Consider the following 22722-nt stretch of genomic DNA (forward strand, 5'->3'; position numbering starts at 1 on the left):
ATAGCCGTGAGAGGCTAATATAGCAGCAACATAATAAACATCAGGTTGTTATGTTGGCGCATTTCTGTAAATGCATATTTATCCATCAGGTGACTCATTGCAGCCACTTTGCATGTATTAAAAGAGACAGGTTTGATGAATTTCAGAAAACATATTCTGCCCGTGGCACTGGCTGGCCTTATGGTGTCCGGATCAGCATTAGCAACGCCTGCTGATGGCCCATCACCGATTACTCCTAATCCGGGAGCAGCAGCCGGTACACAGGGTGCCGGTGGTGAAGTGAAATTTACCGGCGAAATTACCGATGTTTCCTGTGACGTTTCTACCGCCAGTAAAAACCAGAGCGTTGATTTAGGTAAATGGGCGAAATCGTATTTCGAAAGCCGTAACGAAACTACAGAAACGCCATTCACTATCTCTGTTAAGGATTGTCCTTCATCAGTTAAAACCGTGGCTGTGCTGTTTGATGGCGATAAAGATAGCGGTGACAACTCCCTGCTGAAAGTCACCAGCGGTGGCGCGTCCGGCGTAGGAATTAAACTTTATGAAGCTGACCGAAGCACGCCGATTGCTATCGGATCCGTCTCCAAAGCGGTCAGCCTGGTAACGGCTGACGAGGGCGGTTCTGCGGACTTAAATTTCTTTGCCGATTATAAAAGTGATGGTGCGCCGATTGCTGTCGGTGCTGCCAACTCAGTCTCTAACTTTGTGATGATTTATAACTGATTAAAAGCAGGGGCAACCCTGCTTCCCCTCCGAAATATCGATGGCACAAATATCTATGTTTAAGGTAATAAGACTTATTTCACTCTTTTCTGCGTGCATGCTGGGCATGGCTGCCCATGCGGGTGTGGTAATGGGAGGGACGCGTGTTATTTTTGTGGAAGGCAAAAAGGAGGCAACACTTTCGGTCACCAATCAGGATAAAAATACGCCGTATCTGGTTGAATCCTGGATAGAGAACTTTGATAAAAATAATCATTCCCGGGTACCATTTATTGTTACGCCACCGCTATTCCGGCTTGATGCGGAAAAAGAGAATCTGTTAAGGATTAATTATCTGGGGATGCCCCTGCCGAAAGATCGTGAATCGGTATTCTGGCTGAATGTGAAATCTATTTCACCGACGCCGCGCGATAAAAGTAACCAGCTTCAGGTCAATATTAAATCGAAATTTAAGCTTTTTTATCGGCCAAAAGATTTGCCGGGTAATCCGGCTGATGCCTGGCAGCAACTCTCATTCCGCCATGAAGGCAATCAGCTGATTGCGCATAACCCAACGCCTTACTTTGTCTCATTTTATTCGCTCAGCGTTAATCATCACGAGATACAGGATCCTGGCATGATTGGCCCTGGAGAAGATCGGCACTGGCGCGTCGCTGATTCCGGCGCAGTGAGCTGGTCTGCAATCAACGACTATGGCGGCATTACCGAACAACGTACGCGCTAATTGTTATTTGTAATTTATTTTGTTTTAAACCCGGGGCCATCATCAGTGAAAGTCAATCAGCACGCTCAGAGAGGAAAGAGAAGGTACGCAAAGCCACTTTACGCCTCTCCCTGGTTAATGCTGATTTTGTTCTGCCCGCTGCGTGGTGCTCGTGCGGATGACTATTTTGACCCGGCGGCGCTGGAGTTCTCATCCGATCAACATCACGCCACCGATCTCCACTATTTTGCTCGTGAGGGCGGACAGCAACCCGGCACTTATCATGTCACGCTGTTGCTCAACAACAGAGTTATTGATAGCCGCGATGTCAGCTTCGTACAAGGCAGAGCGGGGCTGGTTCCGCAACTGACGGTGGCAGAGCTGGCCGCGATGGGGGTGAACGTCAACGGTTTTTCCGCCCTCACTAATCTGAAGAAAGATGAGGCCATCGAAGAGTTAGGCGATTTCATTCCCGATGCATCGACCCACTTTGATTTCGCGCATCAGCAGTTAAACCTTTCAATTCCACAGATCTCGCTGATGGTGAAAGATCGCGATTATGTCGATCCAGCACGCTGGGATGAGGGGGTATCGGCTGCTTTTGTGAACTATACCTTGTCTGGCAGCAGTAGCCGCAATCACAGGGACCGCTGGAACTCGACGTTACTCAGCCTGCGCAGCGGGGCCAATCTTGGTGCATGGCGGCTGCGTAACACGTCCACATGGCGCTACGATCTGGTCAGTCAATGGCAGTCTCAGACCTCATTTCTGGAGCGGGATCTTAAGGCGCTGAAAAGCCAGTTTCGGGTAGGGGATACCTATACGTCCGGCGATGTTTTTGACAGCGTGCAGTTTCGCGGTATGCAGATCATGTCTGATGACACCATGCTTCCGGAAAGCCAGCGCGGCTTCGCCCCGATGATCCACGGCATCGCCCATAGCAATGCGCGGGTAACGGTGAGCCAGCACGGCTATATGATTTATGAAACCGTGGTCGCACCCGGTGCGTTCGAAATCAAAGATCTCTATCCCACGTCCCAGAGCGGTGACCTTGAGATTACCATTCATGAAAGTGATGGCTCGGTGCGCACCTTCACTCAGCCTTACTCTGCCGTGCCTTATATGCTGCGTCAGGGCCATCTGAAATACGGTGTCAGTGGCGGTCGTTATCACTACTCAGGCAGCAGCAACCTGCGTTCGCCTGAATTTGTGCAATCCACGCTGTTCTACGGACTGCCGCATGACTTTACCGCCTTTGGTGGCCTGCAGGTTGCGCAAAACTATCACGCTGTGGCGGCGGGCCTGGGTAAAAGCCTGGGTGATTTTGGCTCGCTGGGAACCGATGTGACTCTGGCAAAAACCCGTATGCCGGAAGGACAAAGCCGGAGTGGTCAGTCGGTGCGTGTGCAATATCAGAAAAATTTCGCCTCCACCAATACGACCTTCAGCATGGCAAGCTATCGCTACTCTTCCAGCGGTTTTTACGCCTTCAGCGAGGCCAATGCGATGACCAGTCCGGTAAGCTATGTGGCTAACAAACGCAGTCGCTCGGAGATTTCATTCTCTCAGGGTATCGGTGATTATGGCAGCCTCAGTGCCTCCGCGTATGTGCAGCGCTACTGGCGATCAGACAATGAAGATCGCACATTACATCTGGGCTTCTACAGCAATTACAACGCCATTTCGTGGGGCATTGCCTGGTTTTACAACGACTCGACCAGTGCCCGTAAAGCTGACCGTGCGGTCTCTTTCAATGTCTCCATCCCCTTCAGCGCACTGCTGCCAGACAGCTCCGTCAGCTACAGCATGAATGCCACTAATGATGGCGATGTGTCTCAGCAGGTCAGCCTGTCGGGCAGCGCGTTGCAGGACGATAACCTGCACTACAACCTGCAACAGGGTCATGACAGTCAGGGACAGAACGTGAACAGCAACGGTTCGCTGGACTATCGCGGCAGTCGCGGCAGCGTCAGTGTCGGGGTCAGTCACGATCGGCACAGCAGCCAGTTTAACTATGGCCTGTCGGGTGGGATCGTCGCGCATGAACACGGCATTACGTTAAGCCAGCCGCTGGGCGATACCTTCGCGATTGTTCGGGTACCGGATACGGCAGATGTGGGCATCCAGAGCGGCAGCAAAGTGGTCACTGATGGCCGCGGCTATGCGATTGTGCCTTCACTCTCGCCCTACCAGGAAAACGCTATCGAACTGGAAACGGATACGCTGCCCGACAACGTTGACGTCGAACTGGATGGGCAAAAGGCTATCCCTACGCGTGGAGCGATTGTGATGGCCGATTATGCCACCCACGTAGGTAACAGGGTGTTGTTCACCCTTACCTGGCAGGATACTTTTCCGCCCTTCGGTGCGGCTGGCCAGGTCGCACTTGCCGCCGCGGGTAAAGAGAGCAGTACCAGCGGCATCGTGGCCGAAAAAGGGGAACTTTATCTGAGCGGTGTACCGGCTCAGGGCCTCATCGAAGTGAACTGGCAGGATGAGGGAGGGCAGAAAAGCTGTCGCGCACCGTTCCGCCTGCCAGCCGCCACTGGCTCTAACCCGGTCAGGCTGGTCTCTGCGGTTTGTCAGTAATCCACAGGAAGTTAAGATGAAATCAGTTCAGCGATTAATGACAGGAATCATACTGATGATCCCGGCGCTGGTTTGTTTGCAGGCGCTGGGGCAGGAGTCCTGTCAGGGTATCAGTCAGGTTGTGGTACAGGTGCAAAACGTCAACTATGTGCCGGGCGCAGCCGATGGCACGGCCATCTCGGCGCAGATGCCTTTGCAAAGCAGTAATGCCTTTATCTGTAATAGAAACAGCGGTGAGCAGGGCTATAACTACAAGGATCTGGGGTTTGAGATTAACGCCGAAGAGTCCGGCTTACAGACGAATATTGCGGGCGGTCATAATACGCCAATATATCGTGTGCCGGGAGTAGACAGCATCGGATTCGCTATCGGTTTCAGGGAGCCCTCCTGGTGCGCCGGTACCTTCTCTGATACCAGCGGCAAGGGCAAAATTAGCTCGATCTGTAATTCCCAGACCGGCCCACAGTTGAATTCTGCACATGACATTACACTTCAGTCCTATGTGGTCTTCTATAAAATCCCGGGCCAGCAATCGCCGCTTAATCCAGGCAATCAACCGGCCAATGTCGGTGAGGTGAATATTGGCAATGCCAGCTTAAAGGTGGGGGATAGTGCAACCAGTAGTCAGCCGATCAATGATAAGCCGCAGATCTTCCTCTCCAGCTTTACCGTGCAATATGGCAGCTGTGCCGTTGTCACCTCCCAGTCCGTGATTAATGTGGAGATGGGAAAAGTGAGTAAGGCAGAGTTTAGCGGTATCGGTAGCCGGGCGGGAAGTGAAAAAGGTTTTCAGATTCAGGTGATGTGTGAACACAGTGCAGCGGTTAAAGTGGGCTTTTTCGGTATGACTACTGCGGGTGATAAGGATGCCCTTAGCCTGACGCCACAGAGCAACTCTGCTTCAGGTGTGGGCATTGCCCTGACCTATGGGTCGGGCCTGCAGGTTCCTGAAGGCCAGCGGGTCCCTCTGAATGTGCCCACCGATCAACTGCCGGTGCTGACGACGATCTCCTCACCCAATCAGACGAAGTCGATGGCGTTTAACGCGCAATATATTCAGACCGACGGGCAGGTTATGGCGGGCAAAGCGGACAGCACAGTGACCTTTAACCTGGTTTATAACTAGGTTGTTCAGACTGTGCATTACAGGTGGTAACGGTGTGATGCATGCTGAATGCGCCACATGTTTCTACCCTGAGCGCTGACACAATCATTATCCGGGCCATCTCCTGCAGCAATCGTTAAAACCGGCACAACCCGACCCGCTGTTTTCCCCAATCTCTGTTAAAATTGAACCTCTGCGCCACTTTGCAGGATGCATGTTCGGGAGAAACTATGTTGTGGATTTGGAATGCCCTGATTGTTCTGGTCACTGTTATCGGAATGGAGATAACGGCTGCACTGGCGCACAGATACATTATGCATGGCTGGGGTTGGGGCTGGCATCTGTCACATCATGAACCGCATAAAGGCTGGTTTGAGGTTAATGACCTCTATGCCGTAGTGTTCGCCGCTCTGTCGATTTTGCTCATTTATCTGGGCAGCACGGGTGTCTGGCCCTTGCAGTGGATCGGCGCGGGTATGACGCTCTACGGCCTGCTCTATTTTATTGTGCATGACGGCCTGGTGCATCAGCGCTGGCCATTCCGCTATGTTCCGCGCCGGGGTTATTTACGCAGGCTTTATATGGCGCACCGCATGCATCATGCGGTACGAGGCAAAGAGGGCTGTGTCTCGTTTGGCTTTCTTTACGCGCCGCCGCTGTCAAAACTGCAGGCGACGCTGCGAGAACGCCATGGCGTTAAACGGGGCGCTGCCAGAGATCAGCGGAGCGTGGAGCGTGACGCGCCACCCGGGAAGTAACCGCCTGACCCGATGCCGCCACCAGCAGTGCCAGTTTCTCTGGCGTGCTGGTGGACTGGCGTTGCTCCCACGCCTGTGAACCCGCCTGAACCACCTTCATACCTATTTTACGATAGACCTGCTGCGCGGTAGCAATCGCCCACGCTGAACGCAGCGGTAAACCCGGCAGGCCAGCCGACGCCGATCGATAATAGGGCTCCGCTGTTTCCACCAGCCGACGGGCGACGCGGCTGAGTGCCTGGCGATTTTGCGGATCGGCGAGATTCTCTCGGGTCAGCCCCTCTTCAGCCAGCCACGTAGCGGGCAGATAGCAGCGTCCCGCTTCAGCATCTTCAACGATATCGCGCGCAATATTGGTCAGCTGAAACGCCAGACCGAGATCGCAGGCGCGATCCAGCGTGGCGTTGTCGCGTACGCCCATAATCTGCGCCATCATCAGGCCAACCACGCCCGCAACGTGGTAACAGTAACGCAGCGTATCATCCAGCGTCTGATAGCGTGTCTCATGCACGTCCATCGCAAAGCCCGCCAGATGATCAAAAGCGTAAGCAGGCAGAATATCGTGTGCCATTGCCACCTCCTGAAAGGCCGCAAAGGCGGGCTCATGCATCTGGGATCCGGCATAGGCCTGACGCGTTTTCATCTCCAGCTGCGCCAGGCGCTGTTCGGCGGATTGCAGCGATGGCGTATCGTTGCTGAATCCCAGTACCTGATCGTCAATCACATCATCACAGTGACGGCACCAGGCGTAGAGCATCAGCACGCTGCGTCGGGTTTTGGCATCAAACAGTTTTGACGCGGTGGCAAAGCTTTTCGATCCCACCTCCATGGTGTCTACGGCATGATCGAGCAGTGACGGACTATTCAAGCCAGATCCTCCAGCATCAATCCTGCGGTAGCCTTGGCCGAGCCAATCACGCCTGGAATACCCGCGCCAGGATGGGTACCTGCACCGACCAGATAGAGATTATTAATATTTTTATCGCGGTTGTGAGGCCGGAACCAGGCGCTTTGCGTCAGGATCGGCTCCACCGAGAAGGCCGAACCCTGATACGCATTCAGCTCATCGCGGAAATCAAACGGCGTGAAGATGCGATGCGTGACCAACTGGCTACGCAGGCCCGGCATATAGTGCTGTTCCAGATAGTCAAAAATGCGATCGCGCAGGCGCGGACCTTCAACGGCCCAGTCGATATCGGCGGTGCCGAGGTGCGGAACTGGCGCCAGCACGTAGTAGCTGCCGCAGCCCTCCGGCGCCAGTGAGGGATCGGTCACGCAGGGCGCATGCAGATAGAGCGAGAAGTCCTCTGCCAGGCCATCTTTGTTAAAGATCTCATCAATCAACTCACGATAGCGCGGACCAAAGCAGACCGTGTGGTGCGCCAGCTGATTGTGATGATGATTCAGGCCAAAATAGATCACAAACAGTGAGTTGCTCATGCGTTTGTTTTGCAGTGATCGTCCCTGCGCCTGCGAAGCGGGATGCTGGCTCAGCAGTTCGCGGTAGGTGTGAACCACATCTGCGTTGGAGGCAACCGCGCGGGTCGGGAAGACCCGGCCATCTTTCAGGTGCACCGCGGTAATCCTGTTTTCCTGGGTCTCCAGCCGGGCAACGCTGGCATTGAGCTCCACTTCGCCGCCCAGATCTTCAAACAGTTTCACCATGCCCTGCACCAGCGCGCCCGTGCCACCGCGCGGGAACCAGACGCCCCATTCACGTTCCAGCGCATGAATCAGGGTATAGATTGAGGAAGTGGCAAACGGATTTCCGCCCACCAGCAGTGAGTGGAAAGAGAAGGCCTGACGCAGATGCTCATCTTCAATGTAGCTCGCCACTTTGCTGTAAACGCTGCGCCACGCCTGAAGTTTTGCCAGCTGAGGCGCGGCCCGCAGCATATCGCGGAATGACAGAAACGGCACGGTGCCAAGTTTCAGATAGCCTTCAGCAAACACCGCTCGGGAATAGGCCAGAAAGCGACGATATCCTTCAACGTCACGCGGATTAAACGCGGCAATCTGCGCTTCCAGCGCGGGCTGATCGTTGTCATAACTGAACACCTTGCCGGACTCCCAGCAGAGGCGATAAAACGGCTTCACCGGCATCAGCTCGACATAGTCAGAGAGCTTTTTACCCGCCAGGGTGAACAGCTCTTCAATGGCGCTGGGATCGGTGATTACCGTGGGGCCGGCATCAAACGTGAAGCCCTGATCCTGATAGACATAAGCCCGGCCGCCAGGCTTGTCACGCTGCTCCAGCAGTCGGGTGGGAACGCCTGACGCCTGAAGGCGAATTGCCAGAGCCAGACCACCAAAGCCTGCGCCAATTACTGTAGTTCTATTCATTGCATCGCCTGTTGACGGTGAGGAGTCATAATAGCCTGTAACGCCGCCAGAACGGGGACCGGGGGCTTGCCGCTTAAGATGCGCAGCCGATCAGGCAAAGTGAGTTTTCCCGCATAAAAACGGGCGATCAGACCTTCGGGAAGGCCGTAAAAACGTTGCATAACCTGCCAGCGCTGGTCAGCCGGACCCGCCAGAAACAGCATACGGTTCAGCATGCGGAAGAAGCGATGTTGCTGCCATGCCTGACTGGCGAATTGCTGAATGGTGGCGTGCAGGGTCTCAGAGGTAAACGTCTGCATCTGCGCCAGCCGGTCAGCCAGCGCGACCGCCAGCGGCAGAGAATAGCCGGTAGTGGGATGGAATAACCCGGCACGCAAACCGCTGCAGGGCAAATCGCGGTTCTGCCAGAAGGCGGCCACGTCGCCGGTCAGCGTAATGGGTAATGCGCCTTGCTCTTCGCGTAGCAGCCGGTCTAAACGCCACCCCTGCTGCGCGGCATAGGCGCGGATATTCTGACGGGCGCGATCGCCTTCCAGCGTGGCGTTATCAATGTAGTGGGTATCTTCAATCAGCAGGGTGTCTGCAGAAAAGGGCAGGCTGTAGACAAAGCGATAGCCTGCCTGCTGATCTACCGTGGCATCCATGATGACCGGCGCGGTCAGGCCATGTGGCTCGCTGAGCTGCCACTCCTGTCCGACAAACGACTGGAAGCCCATGCGCAGCGCGGCATCGGGCTGGTAGCCACGGCCATCAATCACTGCGTCACTCTCCAGCACCCGGCCATCGTCCAGCGTGACCGCGCGTGAAGCGATGCTCGCAACCCGGGTATTCAGCAGCAGATCCGGCGCAAACCTGTCGCTGATGACCTGCGCGAAGCGCTCCGCAGTCACGCAAAAATAGCCACTGTTCAGGCTGCGACTGCGTTGGGGAAAGCGGACCTCATAGCCAGGCCAGTGATGTACTACCAGCGGAGCGATCCAGCGATGCTGCGTTTCGGTGAGATCTTCCGCATGAAACGACCAGGTGTGATTGGCACCCGGTTCACGTTCGGCGTCAATCAGCAGAATGCGCAGGGAGGGCCACTGCTGTCTCAGGCGCAGGGCGATCAGCCCGTTGGCCAGTCCCGCACCCACCAGAATCAGATCATACCGCGGCATAGTCTCTCCTGGTGAGCACCGGCTGGCGGGTCAGCATCGCCTGTTCGACGATGTCCGCCGCCAGGGTGGTTCCGCCCGCCTGACGAAGTGCGCTACGCAGCGTTTTCATCTGCTGAACGTAGCTTTCATCAGCCAGTAAGGTCTGGAGCTGACGCGCCATGGAGTGGCTGGTGGTAAAGCGTGAGGCGCGACGTCCGATACCGTGCCAGACCACTCTGGCAGCCACACCCGGCTGATCAAAGGCCAGCGGGATCGTCAGCAGCGGCGTCAGGTGGTTAATCCCATCCAGCACCGTATTCATGCCGCCGTGCGTAATGGCAAGATCGGCCTGAGCCAGTGCAGCTGCCTGGTCGGCAAAATCGACCACCTGAACATGGCTGGCCTGCGCCAGTTTCTCCGCCTGGAAAGGTGACAACCGACCGCAATGCGCCAGCAATAACTGAGCATCGATCTCCTGGCAGGCGCGGACGATGGTTTTAAACAGGCCGTAGCGATGTCCCTGCAGCGTGCCGAGGGAAGCAAAAATGCGCGGTTTGTCACCATGCGGGAAGTAGCGAGGCTGCGACGCGGCGGGTGCCGGTTCAGTGGTACGCAGCGGGCCAACCGAATGGAAATGATCGGGCAACGCCTGGCGGGGAAAATCCAGTTCCGGAATCAGCTGGCTGATCTGCGCCAGCGGTGAAAAACAGTGATGCAGTTTTTCCCGTGGCGCTAATCCCATCGCATGAGCGTTGCGGGCGATCACCCGATCGTGACGTCGCATCAGCCAGTCATAGATTTTTTCACTGGTGCGATAGCGTTCCCGTGCCTGATCGGTCCTGGCATAGTCAAACGGCATCACGGCCAGCGGGAAATCCGCTTCACGGTTAAGTGGCAGCGCACAGGCAACCGAAACATAAGGCAGGTTCAGCGCTTCTGCCGCCAGTGCACCGGCAGGCTCCATCTGATCGACGATCACGCCATCAATCGCCAGGGTGCTCAGCAACACGGGCAGTTCACGACAGAGCATATCGGTGCTGCGGGCCATCTCATTGATCAGTTTCAGCATTGAGGGGCCGAGAGGATGCGCCGCCAGTTGCAGGGTGTGTGCCAGACTGCCCGCCGGATGCGAGGCTAAACCCAGCGGGAAAAAGCCGATCCGGCTATCGGTGAGTAGCGCGCCAACGTCCGTCTGCTGGATGAAAGTGATCTGGTGTCCGCGTGCGATTAAGGCCTGGCTAAGATGCTGAAGCGCCTGCACATGGCTATAGAAAGGCGGTGCAATGACCGCAAAGTGGCTCATGCAGCATCCTTAACTGACGGCAGCGAGTTTTTTCTCAAACCAGGCCTGAACAAAATGGTGTGTGGCATAACCGTCCCGGCAGGCCGATAACAGATGCTCGCTGGCGCAGCGCAGATGATCGCGCAGTCGCGTTTCAACCGCCTGTGGCCCCAGCAGATTCACCAGCGTTGATTTCCCGTCATCCTGATGAGCATCTTTACCGGTGTCGGCCATGCCGTCAGTGAGATCGTCCAGTAGCTGGAAAGCCTGACCAAGATTAAGCGAAAAACGGTGCAGCTGTTCGCGGGCTTCACCTGAGGCTTCAGCCACGATAGAGGCCATCTGCATGGAGGCGCAGAACAGGGTGCTGGTTTTATAGTGATTGGTCATCAGAATGGCGTCAGCGCTGCGTGGCTTGTCACCTTCGGAGAGATCCTTAAACTGCCCCTGCACCAGCCCCTGCATGCCGACTGCGTGGGATAATTCTGCCACAGCGTCGGCTCTGGCGGTTGCCGTTAAGCCTTCTGCCGCAGCGACCACGCCGAATGCCTTACTCAGCAGGGCCACCGCGGCCAGAATCGCGACATGTTCACCATACTGGCAATGAATGGTCGGACGTCCGCGACGCAGTTGCGCATCATCCATGCAGGGCATGTCATCCAGAATCAGTGATGCGGCATGCACCATCTCTACCGCGCAGGCGAGATCGAGCAGGCCGGCAGGCGTGGCGTTGCAGCCCAGATCGCGCGCTGCCAGCAACAACAGCAGTGGACGGATACGCTTTCCTGGTGCCAGCGCACCGTCGCGCATGGCAGCGCCCACTAAGTCACGTTCGCTTTCAACCGGTAAAAGCTGATCAAGCCGTTGCTCAATGTCGTTCAACAGGCTGGCTGCATCGCTGTGTATGAAATTGACGTGTTGTTCTGCACAGACCGTCATCATGGCTGTCCTTATCTACAGAGGAAGTCACAGCAGGTCGAATGATTCGATGCCATCTTCAATAATCGTCCCCGACTGCCATAGCATAGTTGGCAGGTTTTCAAAGAACGGCGGGTTAATCCATTACAACTAAGAGTAGTTCACGATAATAAAAATGTCGGAGAATTCAGCAGCCTTCCGCGTTTTGCGGCGATAGCCGGACGGGCATTATGCGTAAATTAACCCAGTAATGCGCGCAGCTGTTTCATCACGCTGGCGACATCCTCCGCAGATAATGCGCCATCTTTAGCAAAGCGCACAATGCCTGCCGGATCAATCACCACCACGGACGCGCTTTCCGGCTTAAGATGCCAGCTGTGCGCGGTTACGCCACTGCTGTCGATAATGAATTGCTGCCACGGTGCCGCTTTTTTACTGGAAGCGATGCTGCGCACCACAAAAATGGCACTGCCAGGCAGCGCATCGTCAGTATTCACGATGGTGGTGGTCTGAAAACGGTCACGCGGCAAGCTGGCCTGCTGAATGGCTTCGATTAATCGTGCACTCTGATCCTTCGCTGAGAGACGACCCGCCACATGAATCACCAGACGCACTTTTCCGGTCAGAGTCTGACTGTTCCAGCGCTGATAATTTATGTCGCCCTGATTCAGCACCATTTCGCCTTTATCGGCAACGAAGACAGGTGGTACAGGCTGACCAGGGGTCAGGGTGTGAGCGGTGGCAAAGCCGGAAAACAGCAGGGCAATCATCAATCCATAATGGCGCACGGGTTCCTCACTTCTTTCTCGGTTTGCGTCAGACGCGGTGAACGCTCTCATTAGCAGGCAGAAGATTAGTACCACATCTATGTTTCAGATCAATAAAAGCATTCAGGATTTGGCCTGAAAATGCAGGGGAGATTGTGTTTACAGGAGGTGGGAAATGAGTACAGCATTGATGACATTACCTGAATTTGCCCGTTATATCGGCATTGCCACCCCAACGCTGGCGCGCGCCTTTTGCTGCCGGGGATCGCTGGCGGGTGTGCCGCTGCCGCAGGCGCTGGATGATGCACCGCTGACGCAACGCCACTGGCTTCGCGATGATGTACGTCAGTTCGATCATGCCTATAAACGGGTTCAGGCGATGCAGCAACGTAGCACGCTTTAATCTGCGTTAAACAAGACGTGAGCGCGGGAAAGTTCCCGCGCTTTTTTATGCAAAATTATCGGGCTTTATCAGGAAGCAGACCAGATTGGCATCCCGATCGCCCACGATCTCGACGCTGGAATCCAGCCCGCTGACGGCATCACCGCGACTCAGTCGCTGATCGCCGACGCGAATAATCCCTTCAAGTACGGTAAGATAAGCGACAAAGCCCGGCATCGACGGCACGTCCAGCGTATGGTTGCGCTCCAGCAGCGTGTCGAAGATGTAGACTTCCTGGCGCAGTTCCAGCGGCGCATCAGACTCTTCCGGCCCGGCCAGTTCGGTCCAGCCATTGGTCATAATGCCCTGATCGCGCTCCAGCACCTGGGTCATCGCTTCACCGCCCTGCTGTGCAGGCCGGATAACCGCCTGTAACAGCTCCGCTTCATTTAACGGCACCGACTCTTCGTATTGAACGCCATCACCCGCGTTCACCACCATCACGCGTTTTGCAGAGAGCTGGGTACGTTCGCCGTTACTGTCCTGATGCTGCATCGAACCACGCCACAGGTAGGTGAAAACTTCTTCATCCTGATGCTGCTGCATCGGAATCCGGGCATCGAGTTTTAGCGACATCAGATCAACACTGACCAGCGGGCTTAACGCCTCGCCAGGACGCTGGCGACGGACGGTAAAAGGACCGTACTCAAACAGTTGTTCAGGATTAGCTCGCACAATGTTCATGATTTGCTCTCAAATAAAGTGACTCATAACAACGATCATAGACCTCAGGCGGAGAATGAGAAGCCGGGAGTTTTGCCCGGCTTCGTCAGTTATTTTGAATAACAGAGTTTAGGGTGTCTTGCCAGCTTACTTGCCCTGTTCGTCGCTCTCACCGAGGAAGAAATACCAGAGTGGAATCGACAATAGCCCGGTAAAGACCGTGGAGTAGAGCAGGATCATCATCGCCTGGGTGATATACATGGTCAGCGACCAGTGACTGAAGGGGATCTGATACTGATCAATCACTCCGCCAATCATCGCATTCGCCATCACCGTAATGACAATCAGCGCCAGCACCGTCACGCTGCGCAGAAAATAGCGCATCTCTTTGCGCTTCCCGGCAAAACGCGACTGGACGATGGCCAGCGGCGACTGCTTGTCCGGGGCTACATCCACGCGAACGACCGCGGCGCGCTGTGCGCTGCGCCAGCGCTGAATATCCAGCAGCACCAGCACCAGCAGGCTGATACCCATAACGGGCAGGGCATATCCCAGTGCCAGCATCACTATCAGGCTGGTGCCCTGCGCATAGCGCGGCAGCGCCAGCCAGGCGGATAACAGCGTCTGCGAGGGGTTGAGCTGCGGAACAGCCGGGCGACGAATCCACCACATGCGGTAGCCCAGCACAATCATTGTGCAGAGTCCAAAGCCAGACAGCGCCAGAATCAGCTGATTAGGCAGGCCAAACAGCACGCCCATATGCGCATCCACGCCCCAGCGGGTCAGTTTCGCCACCAGCGGGAAGCTGGCAAACTCAACGCGGTCGACCACGCTAAAATCAGTCGGATTAATTGAAACCGCATCGACCTGGCTTGGCCAGCTGCGGTCAATCTCCGAAACCGTCCACGCCTGTTCAGCGTTCTTAGGCTGACGTAGTTCCAGTTTCGCTGAGTGCAGTCCGGCCTGACGCGCCGCTGCCAGCGCCTGATCCCAGCTGGCATCCGGCTGATTGAGAATCACAGGCGCAGCGGTTTTGGCCGGCATGGTCATTCCGGACATCGTCATCCCTTCCATCGCACCGCGATGGTCAGCATGGGGATCGGCGGCTTCAGCGGGCGCGTTACCGTTCAGTGCAGTATTGACCTGCGGCGTTTTCCAGCCAAAGTCGCTGCGCATCTTTTCAATATTATTGCCCGCCCACTGTGACCAGGTCAGCCCGGTTACTGAAAAGAACACCAGTCCGATTGCCAGCAGCAGCCCCAGCGTGACATGCCAGTGACGGGTTGCCGCGAAGCCGCTCCGTGCTTTACTGCGGGTGCGCGGTGGCCGGGTGCCGGACCATAAGACGATCCCACCCAGCGCGGCGACCCACAGCCAGGAGGCTGCCAGTTCACTGTAGTTTCGGCCAAAATCACCCAGCAACAGGCCGCGATGCAGCTGATCCAGCCACATGCGCAGCGGCAGCACACCGCTGGTGCCATACACCGTCATATCGCCTTTCACCTGCAGGGTGTAGGGATCAATAAACAGCGATCGTGATTCCGATGGGCCAAGCTGTGGCTCGGCAAACTGCACGCGGGTCGTATCCTGCCGGCCGGGTGCCGGACGCACAGCGTAAATGCGTGCTGATTCACCGGCACGGGCTCGCGCAGCGGCAATCTGGGCGGACAACGGTTGGGCCTCACCCTGGGCATCGGTGGTCAGGGCATCATGGTAGATAGCCTGTTCCAGTTGCGGCGTCAGAACGTAGAGCGTGCCGGTGAGTGCCGCGACAAAAATAAACGGCGCAATAAACAGGCCGATATAAAAATGCAGGCGGCGAAAGAGATTAAACACCGTGCCGCGCGGTGCAGGGGACATTTCCTGAGAAGAGGACATAGCATTCCACACTTTTCAAAAGACAAAGACGATCAGGTGACGTTGTCACGCAATCGGATTAGTAAGCAGTGAGTGTGACGCGATAAAGGGTGGCGCGCGCGGTCGATGAAGACGCAACAGCCGTTGCCATTGGGGTGGATTGATAGCCGCTGGCGGCGGGGCGCGGCTGATCAGGCACATCCACCAGATAAACGGGATAAAAACCCAGAGCATCAGCGGAACATGCACCAGCAGATCGCAGTAGCCACAGGCAAAGCCCGGGCCCATCATCATCCCGTGATCAGCCATCGACATCTCGCTGTGATGATCCATCATCGGCATCTCTGCGCTCATGATCGAAGCGCCTTGCATCCTGGCATGATGTTCAGCGAGATTCTTTGAGATCATCGGTGCAACAAACAACAGCAGCACGGCCAGTATCGCAATACCGGCGGTGAGTCGTTGTCTGAGTGAAGATCCCGGCATGATTTCAACGGTCGTATGAGGTCAGAATTCAGGGCGGCAGTGTAACGCGAAGGGAATAAAAGAGTTAAATAAAGTGGCATTTGTTCCGAAAAATTTCGCACTCTTTGAACATTTTCACTTTAATTTCAGCATCATTTAACTTAGTTGTTACTCGCGGTGCACATACAAATAACATTAATCATTCGCCTGCGGTTTAACCAAACCTGATGAAGGAATAAAAAATGAAAATTGTAATGCTGGATGGTGACACGCTGCCGGTACCCCTGCCGACCGGTCAACAGCAGGCTGACTGGGAGATGCGCGCGCAGACTCCGGCTGAAGGCATTGTGTCTTCGCTGGCGGGCGCAACGGTCGCTATAACCAATAAGGTGCCGTTGCGGGCTGACACACTGCAACAACTGCCTGAACTGCGTTTTATCTGTGTCGCAGCGACGGGCTATGACTGTATCGATCTTGATGCCTGCCGCGCACGCGGCATCGTGGTCAGTAATGTTCCAGGCTATTCAACTCAGAGCGTTTCAGAGGCGGTGATAGCCGCGATTTTTGCCCTGCGCCGTCAGCTGATGGCTTATGCCAGCAATACCCGCATCGACTGGCCCCAGGCTAAGCACTTCTGTGTGCATCATCAGCCGATAGGGGATATTGGCGGTGCCACGCTGGGCATCGCGGGTAAAGGCGACATCGGCCAGGCGGTCGGCAGGCTGGCCCAGGCGCTGGGAATGCAGGTGCAGTACGCCGAGCGAAAAGGCAGTGAAAGGGTGCGTGACGGTTATGTCAGCTTTGAGCAGATGCTGGCGACCAGCGACATCATTTCGCTGCACTGCCCGCTGAGTGACAGCACCCGCCAGATGATTGATCGCGAGGCGCTGGATAAAATGAAGCCACAGGCGCTGCTGATAAACACGGCTCGTGGCGGACTGATTAACGAAGCCGATCTTGCTGCCGCGTTAAAGCAGGGGCAGATTGGTGGTGCGGCGCTGGATGTGCTGAGCAGCGAGCCGCCCGCTCCGGATAATCCGCTGCTGGCGGATCTGCCAACGCTGCTGCTGACACCGCACATCGCCTGGGCAAGTCGCAGCGGCGTGGAGAATCTGGTGGCTGGCGTGATGGCCAATATCGCGGCCTTTATTCAGGGCGAGCCAATTAATGTGGTGAGCTGAGTCAGATGGAATAGTTTTTAATGCCCAACATGGGTTGATATTCAGAGCAACCTCGTAGATTTCAGGAAAAGCGTTTTACGCGGTTTAGTCATCAGGGTATTAATTTCGTTATTTCCATCAGGACTTTAAACGTTCGTGCGCTACAGGAATTAGCGCCTTTTACTGGCTGAATCAGCCGATGTAAGCGCTTCAGGAACAGAAAGGATTCTGGTCAGTGAAAAAGAAGAACAGCACGCCTGTGCCTCATGATGCCACATTCCGGCAATTTCTGACTCAGCCGGATATTGCCCGGGATTTCATGGAGCTGCATTTGCCGCCAGAGCTGCTCATATGCTGTGATCTCAGCACGCTGAAACTGGAGTCGGGGTCGTTTGTCGAGGATGACCTCCGGCAGTACTTCAGCGACGTGCTTTACAGTCTTAAAACAACCGCTGGCGATGGATATATCCATGTACTCATTGAGCATCAGTCTGTGCCAGACAAACATATGGCATTTCGGCTGATGCGTTATGCAGTGGCTGCCATGCAACGCCATCTTGAAGCAGGCCATAAGCGGTTGCCGCTGGTGATTCCCGTCCTGTTTTACACTGGCAGACGCACTCCATATCCCTATTCGACCCGGTGGCTGGATGAGTTCGACGACCCGGCGCTGGCGGACAGGCTTTACAGCCGTAGTTTTCCGCTGGTCGATGTCACGGTGATTCCTGACGATGAGATCATGCAACATCGCAGCATGGCGGCTCTGACCCTGTTGCAGAAGCATATCCGGCAGCGTGATCTGGCTGAAATGATGGACCGGCTGGTGACCATTTTGCAGGCTGGCTATCACTCTTCATCACAGGTGATAACGCTGGTACACTACATTGTACAGGCGGGTGAAACATCGGACGCCAAAGCCTTTGTACGGGAGCTGGCACAGCGTGTGCCCCAACACGAGAACGCACTTATGACTATCGCACAACAGCTTGAGCAGATAGGGCTTGAAAAAGGTATTGAGCAGGGTATTGAACAGGGACGGACAGAAGGTAGTCGTGGAGCAAGCCTCAGAATTGCCCACACCATGCTGAAGAGTGGCATGGATCGCAATACCGTTATGCGGATGACTGGTCTGAATGAAGACGATCTGGCGCAGATTTCGCACTAATTAGTTTTTTGAGTTCTGATTATCGCTGACGACTCAAATCGCCAGCGGACTACACGGAAAATGCAAAATCAGCTTCCCGAAATCATGGGAATCCCGCCGCATTTCACCACAGCGAGCCTGTGACTTGCGCGCTCAGCCTCAGAATATCGATCGCCCCAGCTTCTCGGTCAGCAATTCCAGCACAGCGGTACCGGCCAGAGAATTGCCCGCGCTATCCAGCCCAGGCGACCAGACGGCAATGCTCATCTCACCTGGGATGATGGCAATAATCCCGCCACCCACGCCCGATTTTGCGGGCATCCCGACTCTCCACGCGAATTCGCCAGCGCCGTCGTACATCCCGCTGGTGATCATCAGTGCGTTAATTTGCCGCGCCTGACGTGGAGTAATCATCTGGCTGCCATCCAGCGTTTTGCCCTGATTCGCCAGATAGATAAACGTGCGGGCCAGCTCAACGCAGTTCATCGACAGGGAACAGTAGTGGAAATAGGTCTGCATCACGCTGGTGACATCGTTGTCGAAATTTCCAAACGACTTCATCAGCCAGGCGATCGCTGCATTGCGGGCCGAATGTTCGAACTCAGAGCGGGCAACGTGGCGATCATAATTGATATCGGACTGCTGACTCAGCTGGCGCACAATTTCCAGCATCCGCTGACGCGGGGCGGTCAGTCGGGTTTCCAGCAGATCGCAAATCACCAGCGCACCGGCATTAATAAACGGATTACGCGGCTTGCCCTGTTCCAGCTCCAGCTGAACCAATGAATTAAATGGCTGGCCAGAAGGCTCTTTGCCGACCCGCTGCCAGATTTCGCTGTCCTCATAGCGGGTCAGTGCTACGGTCAGAGAAAGCGCCTTGGAGATCGACTGAATCGAAAAGCGCGTCTCAGCATCGCCCGCCTGAAAGAGGGTGCCATCACGCAGGCAAACCGCTATTGCCAGATGATCGGCAGCCACATCCGCCAGCGCAGGGATATAGTCAGCCACCTTTCCCTGATGGATCAGCGGACGCACATGACCCAGGATCTCCTGCAGCAGAGCATTATTCAGTTCAGACACGCACATTCTCCCGTCGATTCCCGCCGACCGGTGATGCCAGGCATCCGCGATCGGCGAGTCATTTATTGTTAACGGCTCCGCCGCATTTTCAGCTAATGGGTTTTGACTGCGCTGCCAGCGGAGCCAGCAGCATCTGTAACAGGCTCAGCATTGCCAGAACGCTGAAGGGCAGCGTCCAGTTACCGCTCTGCTCATGGAGCACGCCAAAGAACAAAGGGCCGAGTGCCGCCAGCGCATATCCGACACACTGTGCCATGCCCGACAGCTGTGACGCCTGACGGTGATGGGTGGCTCGCAGATTAAACAGTGAGAGGCAGAGCACCAATGATGCGCCTGCGCCTAGTCCGGCCAGTGTCAGCCAGATGACGGCCCACTGCGGATTGAGCAATAGGCCCAGCATGCCCAGGAAAATGCCTGATGAAGCAATGAACGCGGTAAGCCGGGAATCTTTTACCCGCTTCAGCGCCACCATGCAGCCCAGGTTGGCGACGATCGCAATTGCCTGATACCAGAACAGCAGCCAGCCTGCGTGGGCCTGACTGAAGCCGTTATCCTGGGCAAACAGCGTAAACCAGTCAATCAGGGTATAAAACGCCAGCGATTGCAGCGCCATAAACAGTGCGATTTGCCAGCCGCCGGGCGTTCGCCACGGATGGCGATATGTAACGGGCGCGTCGGCGGACGCTGCGGTTGACCGCCGTTGACGTAACAGCGGCAGCCAGACGAGTAGCGCAATCAGCCCCGGTAGCGCCCAGACAACCAGCGAGAGTCGCCAGCCTGCCGCTGAAAGCTGGCTCAGCGGAACGGCAATGCCAGATGCCAGGCTGGCAGTAATCGACATGGTGGCGGCATAAAGGCCAATATATTTAGCGGTGTGGGCGGTGAAATCGCGTTTAATCAGTGGCGGCAGCAGCACGTTGGCGGCGGCAATACCTGCGCTGAGCAACAGCGTTCCGCTCCACAACGCCGCTTCAGCAGGCAGCCAGCGCAACAGCGAACCGGCAGTGATCAGGCATAGCGCGCCCCATAAACTGCGCTCAAGCCCGACGCGATTTCCCAGCCAGGCGGCCAGTGGGGCGAGCAGGGCAAACAGCATCAGTGGAATAAAGTTAAACAGACCTGCTTCACCGACACTCAGGCCAAAGGTCTGGCGGATATCCTGTAGTACCGGGCCGATGACAGTAATGGGCGCACGAAGATTAGCCGCGGTCAGCAGCAGGACGAACAAAAAAAATGTGGCGCTGGAATACGCAGCGAGAGGTTTAGCTGGGTGTTGTACAGGCATCATGGCAGGGATCATCACATGCAGCAGTGCTGCGGGGGCGTTGGTTGACGTTAACGCTTACGCATCAGAATTGATGTCTGGGCGCTACTTTACTGACCGGTTAGCAGCGTGTAAAGCCTTGTTATGCGATGAAATAGCGTAATTGAGATCTCACAGCAGCGATCGCCTTGTGACAGGATCAATGGAATTCAGGTTCAGGGAAATGACCGCAGTCGTTCTGGCTGGGATTGGAGCCTGGCTGGCAGGTCTGCTGGCGGGTTTCGGCCGCCGGAACCGGTTTTTCAGCGTGCCATGGGGCACTACAGGCACTGAGAAGAGAAACCAGAATCATCACACTGATAACGCGCATATCCGCTCCTTATTAACCGTCATGAACAAGGCCACGTCGGTGATCGGCGGTTTGCAGGTCAGGGACGTCTTACCTGAGTGTGGTATCTAAGGGGATAATGTCAATTAAAACAGAGCAAACATCAGCGCGACAGGAAAACTCATCGGCCAGGTGGCCCCCACCAGAAAGGCGCTCAGCAGTTTGATGCTCAGCTTATCTTTGGCGATGAAGAACGTGATCAGCGTAGCGATCAATGCAACAACGGCATAGAAAATTAGCATACCCTGGTACAGTGTCATTGATATCTCCGCAGCGTCATTAAGGTTTTCGCTGCGCATGATGCGGATTTTTGTGATCCAGATCAAGTGAATCAGGGTTTAGCATCTAAAGAAATCATGAGTCAGAGCAACTGATTCGCTCGCTGAACTTCATCGTAACAGCGGGCGATTTCAGGCTGAAACCAGGCGGGGAAAACACGGCTAAAACCTTGGCTGATGCCGTCAGCCAGACTCAACAACCTCTGGCGAATACTCCCGGATTAACCGTTGCCATGACGTAAAAAAAGCCCGCCAGCGTGGGCGGGCCTGTTATCGACACTGCATCACTACAGGATATGCGCTTTAACTCTGGCGGTACAACGCCATCACGTCCTCAAGGTCCGGCGTACGTGGGTTGCCGCCGGTGCAGACATCATCCAGCGCGGCCTGTGCCAGTGCAGGGATATCCGCCTCTTTTAAGCCCACTTCACGCAGCGAGCGGGGAATACCCACATCGCGACAGAGCTGACGCACCGCGGCGACCGCCGCTTCCCGCGCCTGATCAAGCGACAATGACTCAACCTGTTTCACACCCATTGCACGGGCAATATCGCGATATTTTTCGCCAGTGCTTGAGGCATTCCACGCCATCACCTGCGGCAGCAAAATGGCATTGGCTACGCCGTGCGGGACATTGTAAAAGGCGCCCAGCGGGTGTGCCATGCCATGCACCAGACCAAGGCCGACATTAGAGAAACCCATACCGGCCACATATTGTCCCAGCGCCATCTGCTCAACCGCCTCAATATTTCCTGCTACCGATTCGCGCAGTGACTGGCTGATAATCTCAATGGCTTTGAGGTGTAGCATATCGGTCAGGGTCCAGGCTCCGCGCGTGATGTAGCCTTCAATGGCATGAGTAAGGGCATCAATACCGGTCGCAGCCTTCAGCGACGCTGGCATGCTCACCATCATCTCCGCATCAATGATCGCCACTTTCGGAATGTCATGGGGATCGACACAGACAAACTTACGGCGATTCTCTTCATCGGTAATGACGTAATTAATCGTCACTTCTGCGGCGGTGCCTGCCGTGGTCGGGATGGCGATGATCGGCACGCACGGATGACGGGTGGGGCTGACGCCTTCCAGGCTGCGCACATCTTCAAACTCAGGGTTATTGATAATAATGCCGATCGCCTTGCTGGTATCCTGTGGTGAGCCGCCGCCAATGGCGATCAGGTAGTCGGCACCTGACTCTCTGAACACCGCAACACCCTGCTGCACAACCCGAATGGTAGGATTCGGCACCACCTCATCATACACCGTCCAGTCAAGCTGATGTTGCGCCAGCAGATCGGTCACCCGCTTCAGCGCACCCGCCGCGACCAGCGCTTTGTCAGTGACGATCAGTGCTTTTCGCATCCCGCGACGTTGTACCTCTTCCGGCAAATGGCGCAAAGCACCAGCACCAAACCAGGCGGTTTCATTGAGAATCATACGTTGGGTCATTAAAACATCCTCTGTTAACAAATGAATTTTTACCATCCGTGATCCCCGGTTCATGTTCTGCGCAGAACCTCTCACTTTCAGGTAAAGACATTTGATAAAAATCAATCAATTAGTAAAAATCACTGCGCCTGTGTCAGCTGGTTTTCGTGCGGTATGTCTGAAATCAGGCTACAGACCTGTTGATGGATTTCTCACTGTCGTC

Annotated in this window: 22 protein-coding genes; 8 read left to right on the forward strand and 14 right to left on the reverse strand. The window is 55.5% G+C overall.

The features are described from left to right. Positions 1–135 precede the first annotated feature (135 nt). From OK409_RS19340 to OK409_RS19360, 5 genes are all read left to right on the forward strand, one after another. The gene (locus OK409_RS19340; RefSeq protein WP_245115290.1) at positions 136–726 is read left to right on the forward strand and encodes a fimbrial protein; all 591 of its coding nucleotides are present in this window, start codon (positions 136–138) and stop codon (positions 724–726) included. Positions 727–781: 55 nt separating this feature from the next. After that, a complete protein-coding gene (locus OK409_RS19345) occupies positions 782–1450 on the forward strand; it encodes a molecular chaperone (protein ID WP_404932599.1) in 669 nt (222 codons plus the stop codon). Between the two features lie 117 nt (positions 1451–1567). Further along, positions 1568–4018: a fimbria/pilus outer membrane usher protein gene (locus OK409_RS19350; protein WP_264367342.1), complete on the forward strand. Its 2451-nt coding sequence runs from the start codon at positions 1568–1570 to the stop codon at positions 4016–4018. 37 nt (positions 4019–4055) lie between these two features. Then, positions 4056–5144 (forward strand): fimbrial protein, encoded by a 1089-nt coding sequence (locus OK409_RS19355; protein ID WP_264367343.1) that lies wholly within the window; start codon positions 4056–4058, stop codon positions 5142–5144. Between the two features lie 209 nt (positions 5145–5353). Continuing rightward, complete coding sequence (locus OK409_RS19360; protein ID WP_010247467.1) at positions 5354–5881, forward strand: sterol desaturase family protein; 528 nt, start codon at positions 5354–5356, stop codon at positions 5879–5881. On the opposite strand, the gene crtB is transcribed toward OK409_RS19360, so the two are convergent. The 6 genes from crtB to OK409_RS19390 form a co-directional block, all read right to left on the reverse strand. Further along, entirely contained in the window at positions 5820–6749 is a 930-nt protein-coding gene (gene crtB, locus OK409_RS19365) for a 15-cis-phytoene synthase CrtB (protein WP_167433107.1), read from the reverse strand. The genes OK409_RS19360 and crtB overlap by 62 nt on opposite strands. Further along, complete coding sequence (locus OK409_RS19370) at positions 6746–8224, reverse strand: phytoene desaturase (RefSeq protein WP_264367344.1); 1479 nt, start codon at positions 8222–8224, stop codon at positions 6746–6748. The genes crtB and OK409_RS19370 overlap by 4 nt, the downstream gene beginning before the upstream one ends. Continuing rightward, positions 8221–9381, reverse strand: coding sequence for a lycopene beta-cyclase CrtY (gene crtY / locus OK409_RS19375; RefSeq protein WP_264367345.1), 1161 nt, complete (start codon positions 9379–9381; stop codon positions 8221–8223). The genes OK409_RS19370 and crtY overlap by 4 nt, the downstream gene beginning before the upstream one ends. Next, positions 9368–10663: a glycosyltransferase gene (locus tag OK409_RS19380; RefSeq protein WP_264367346.1), complete on the reverse strand. Its 1296-nt coding sequence runs from the start codon at positions 10661–10663 to the stop codon at positions 9368–9370. Before OK409_RS19380 ends, crtY begins: the two co-directional genes overlap by 14 nt. A 9-nt stretch (positions 10664–10672) precedes the next feature. Continuing rightward, positions 10673–11581: a polyprenyl synthetase family protein gene (locus OK409_RS19385; protein WP_033760185.1), complete on the reverse strand. Its 909-nt coding sequence runs from the start codon at positions 11579–11581 to the stop codon at positions 10673–10675. A 218-nt stretch (positions 11582–11799) separates the two neighbouring features. Continuing rightward, on the reverse strand, positions 11800–12330 hold the full coding sequence (locus OK409_RS19390; protein ID WP_010247442.1) for a YtfJ family protein: 531 nt from the start codon (positions 12328–12330) through the stop codon (positions 11800–11802). 172 nt (positions 12331–12502) lie between these two features. Between OK409_RS19390 and OK409_RS19395 the strand changes: the two genes are divergently transcribed. Further along, positions 12503–12730 (forward strand): hypothetical protein, encoded by a 228-nt coding sequence (locus OK409_RS19395; protein WP_010247439.1) that lies wholly within the window; start codon positions 12503–12505, stop codon positions 12728–12730. A 45-nt stretch (positions 12731–12775) separates the two neighbouring features. Here the strand turns inward: OK409_RS19395 and OK409_RS19400 are convergent, their stop codons facing one another. The 3 genes from OK409_RS19400 to OK409_RS19410 form a co-directional block, all read right to left on the reverse strand. Then, positions 12776–13453, reverse strand: a complete 678-nt coding sequence (locus OK409_RS19400; RefSeq protein ID WP_264367347.1) for a pirin family protein — start codon at positions 13451–13453, stop codon at positions 12776–12778. A gap of 126 nt (positions 13454–13579) precedes the next feature. After that, complete coding sequence (locus OK409_RS19405; protein WP_264367348.1) at positions 13580–15310, reverse strand: DUF2534 family protein; 1731 nt, start codon at positions 15308–15310, stop codon at positions 13580–13582. A gap of 45 nt (positions 15311–15355) precedes the next feature. Further along, positions 15356–15775: a DUF2946 domain-containing protein gene (locus OK409_RS19410; RefSeq protein ID WP_010247431.1), complete on the reverse strand. Its 420-nt coding sequence runs from the start codon at positions 15773–15775 to the stop codon at positions 15356–15358. A 221-nt stretch (positions 15776–15996) separates the two neighbouring features. Between OK409_RS19410 and OK409_RS19415 the strand changes: the two genes are divergently transcribed. Then, positions 15997–16935, forward strand: coding sequence for a D-2-hydroxyacid dehydrogenase (locus OK409_RS19415; RefSeq protein ID WP_264367349.1), 939 nt, complete (start codon positions 15997–15999; stop codon positions 16933–16935). A 214-nt stretch (positions 16936–17149) separates the two neighbouring features. Then, a complete protein-coding gene (locus OK409_RS19420) occupies positions 17150–18079 on the forward strand; it encodes an Rpn family recombination-promoting nuclease/putative transposase (protein ID WP_264367350.1) in 930 nt (309 codons plus the stop codon). Between the two features lie 138 nt (positions 18080–18217). Here OK409_RS19420 and glsB read toward each other — a convergent pair whose 3' ends face one another. The 5 genes from glsB to fucO form a co-directional block, all read right to left on the reverse strand. Continuing rightward, positions 18218–19144: a glutaminase B gene (glsB, locus tag OK409_RS19425; protein ID WP_413629637.1), complete on the reverse strand. Its 927-nt coding sequence runs from the start codon at positions 19142–19144 to the stop codon at positions 18218–18220. 82 nt (positions 19145–19226) lie between these two features. Then, complete coding sequence (locus tag OK409_RS19430; protein WP_264367352.1) at positions 19227–20426, reverse strand: CynX/NimT family MFS transporter; 1200 nt, start codon at positions 20424–20426, stop codon at positions 19227–19229. Positions 20427–20601: 175 nt separating this feature from the next. Next, on the reverse strand, positions 20602–20772 hold the full coding sequence (locus OK409_RS19435) for a hypothetical protein (RefSeq protein WP_010247418.1): 171 nt from the start codon (positions 20770–20772) through the stop codon (positions 20602–20604). Positions 20773–20876: 104 nt separating this feature from the next. After that, on the reverse strand, positions 20877–21050 hold the full coding sequence (locus OK409_RS19440) for a GhoT/OrtT family toxin (protein ID WP_010247416.1): 174 nt from the start codon (positions 21048–21050) through the stop codon (positions 20877–20879). Between the two features lie 321 nt (positions 21051–21371). Further along, positions 21372–22520 carry a lactaldehyde reductase gene (gene fucO / locus OK409_RS19445; RefSeq protein ID WP_264367353.1) on the reverse strand — a complete coding sequence of 383 codons (1149 nt, stop codon included), beginning with the start codon at positions 22518–22520 and terminating at the stop codon, positions 21372–21374. Positions 22521–22722: the final 202 nt, after the last annotated feature.

The organism is Pantoea sp. RG18 (assembly GCF_025910075.1).
Lineage (GTDB): Bacteria > Pseudomonadota > Gammaproteobacteria > Enterobacterales > Enterobacteriaceae > Pantoea > Pantoea agglomerans.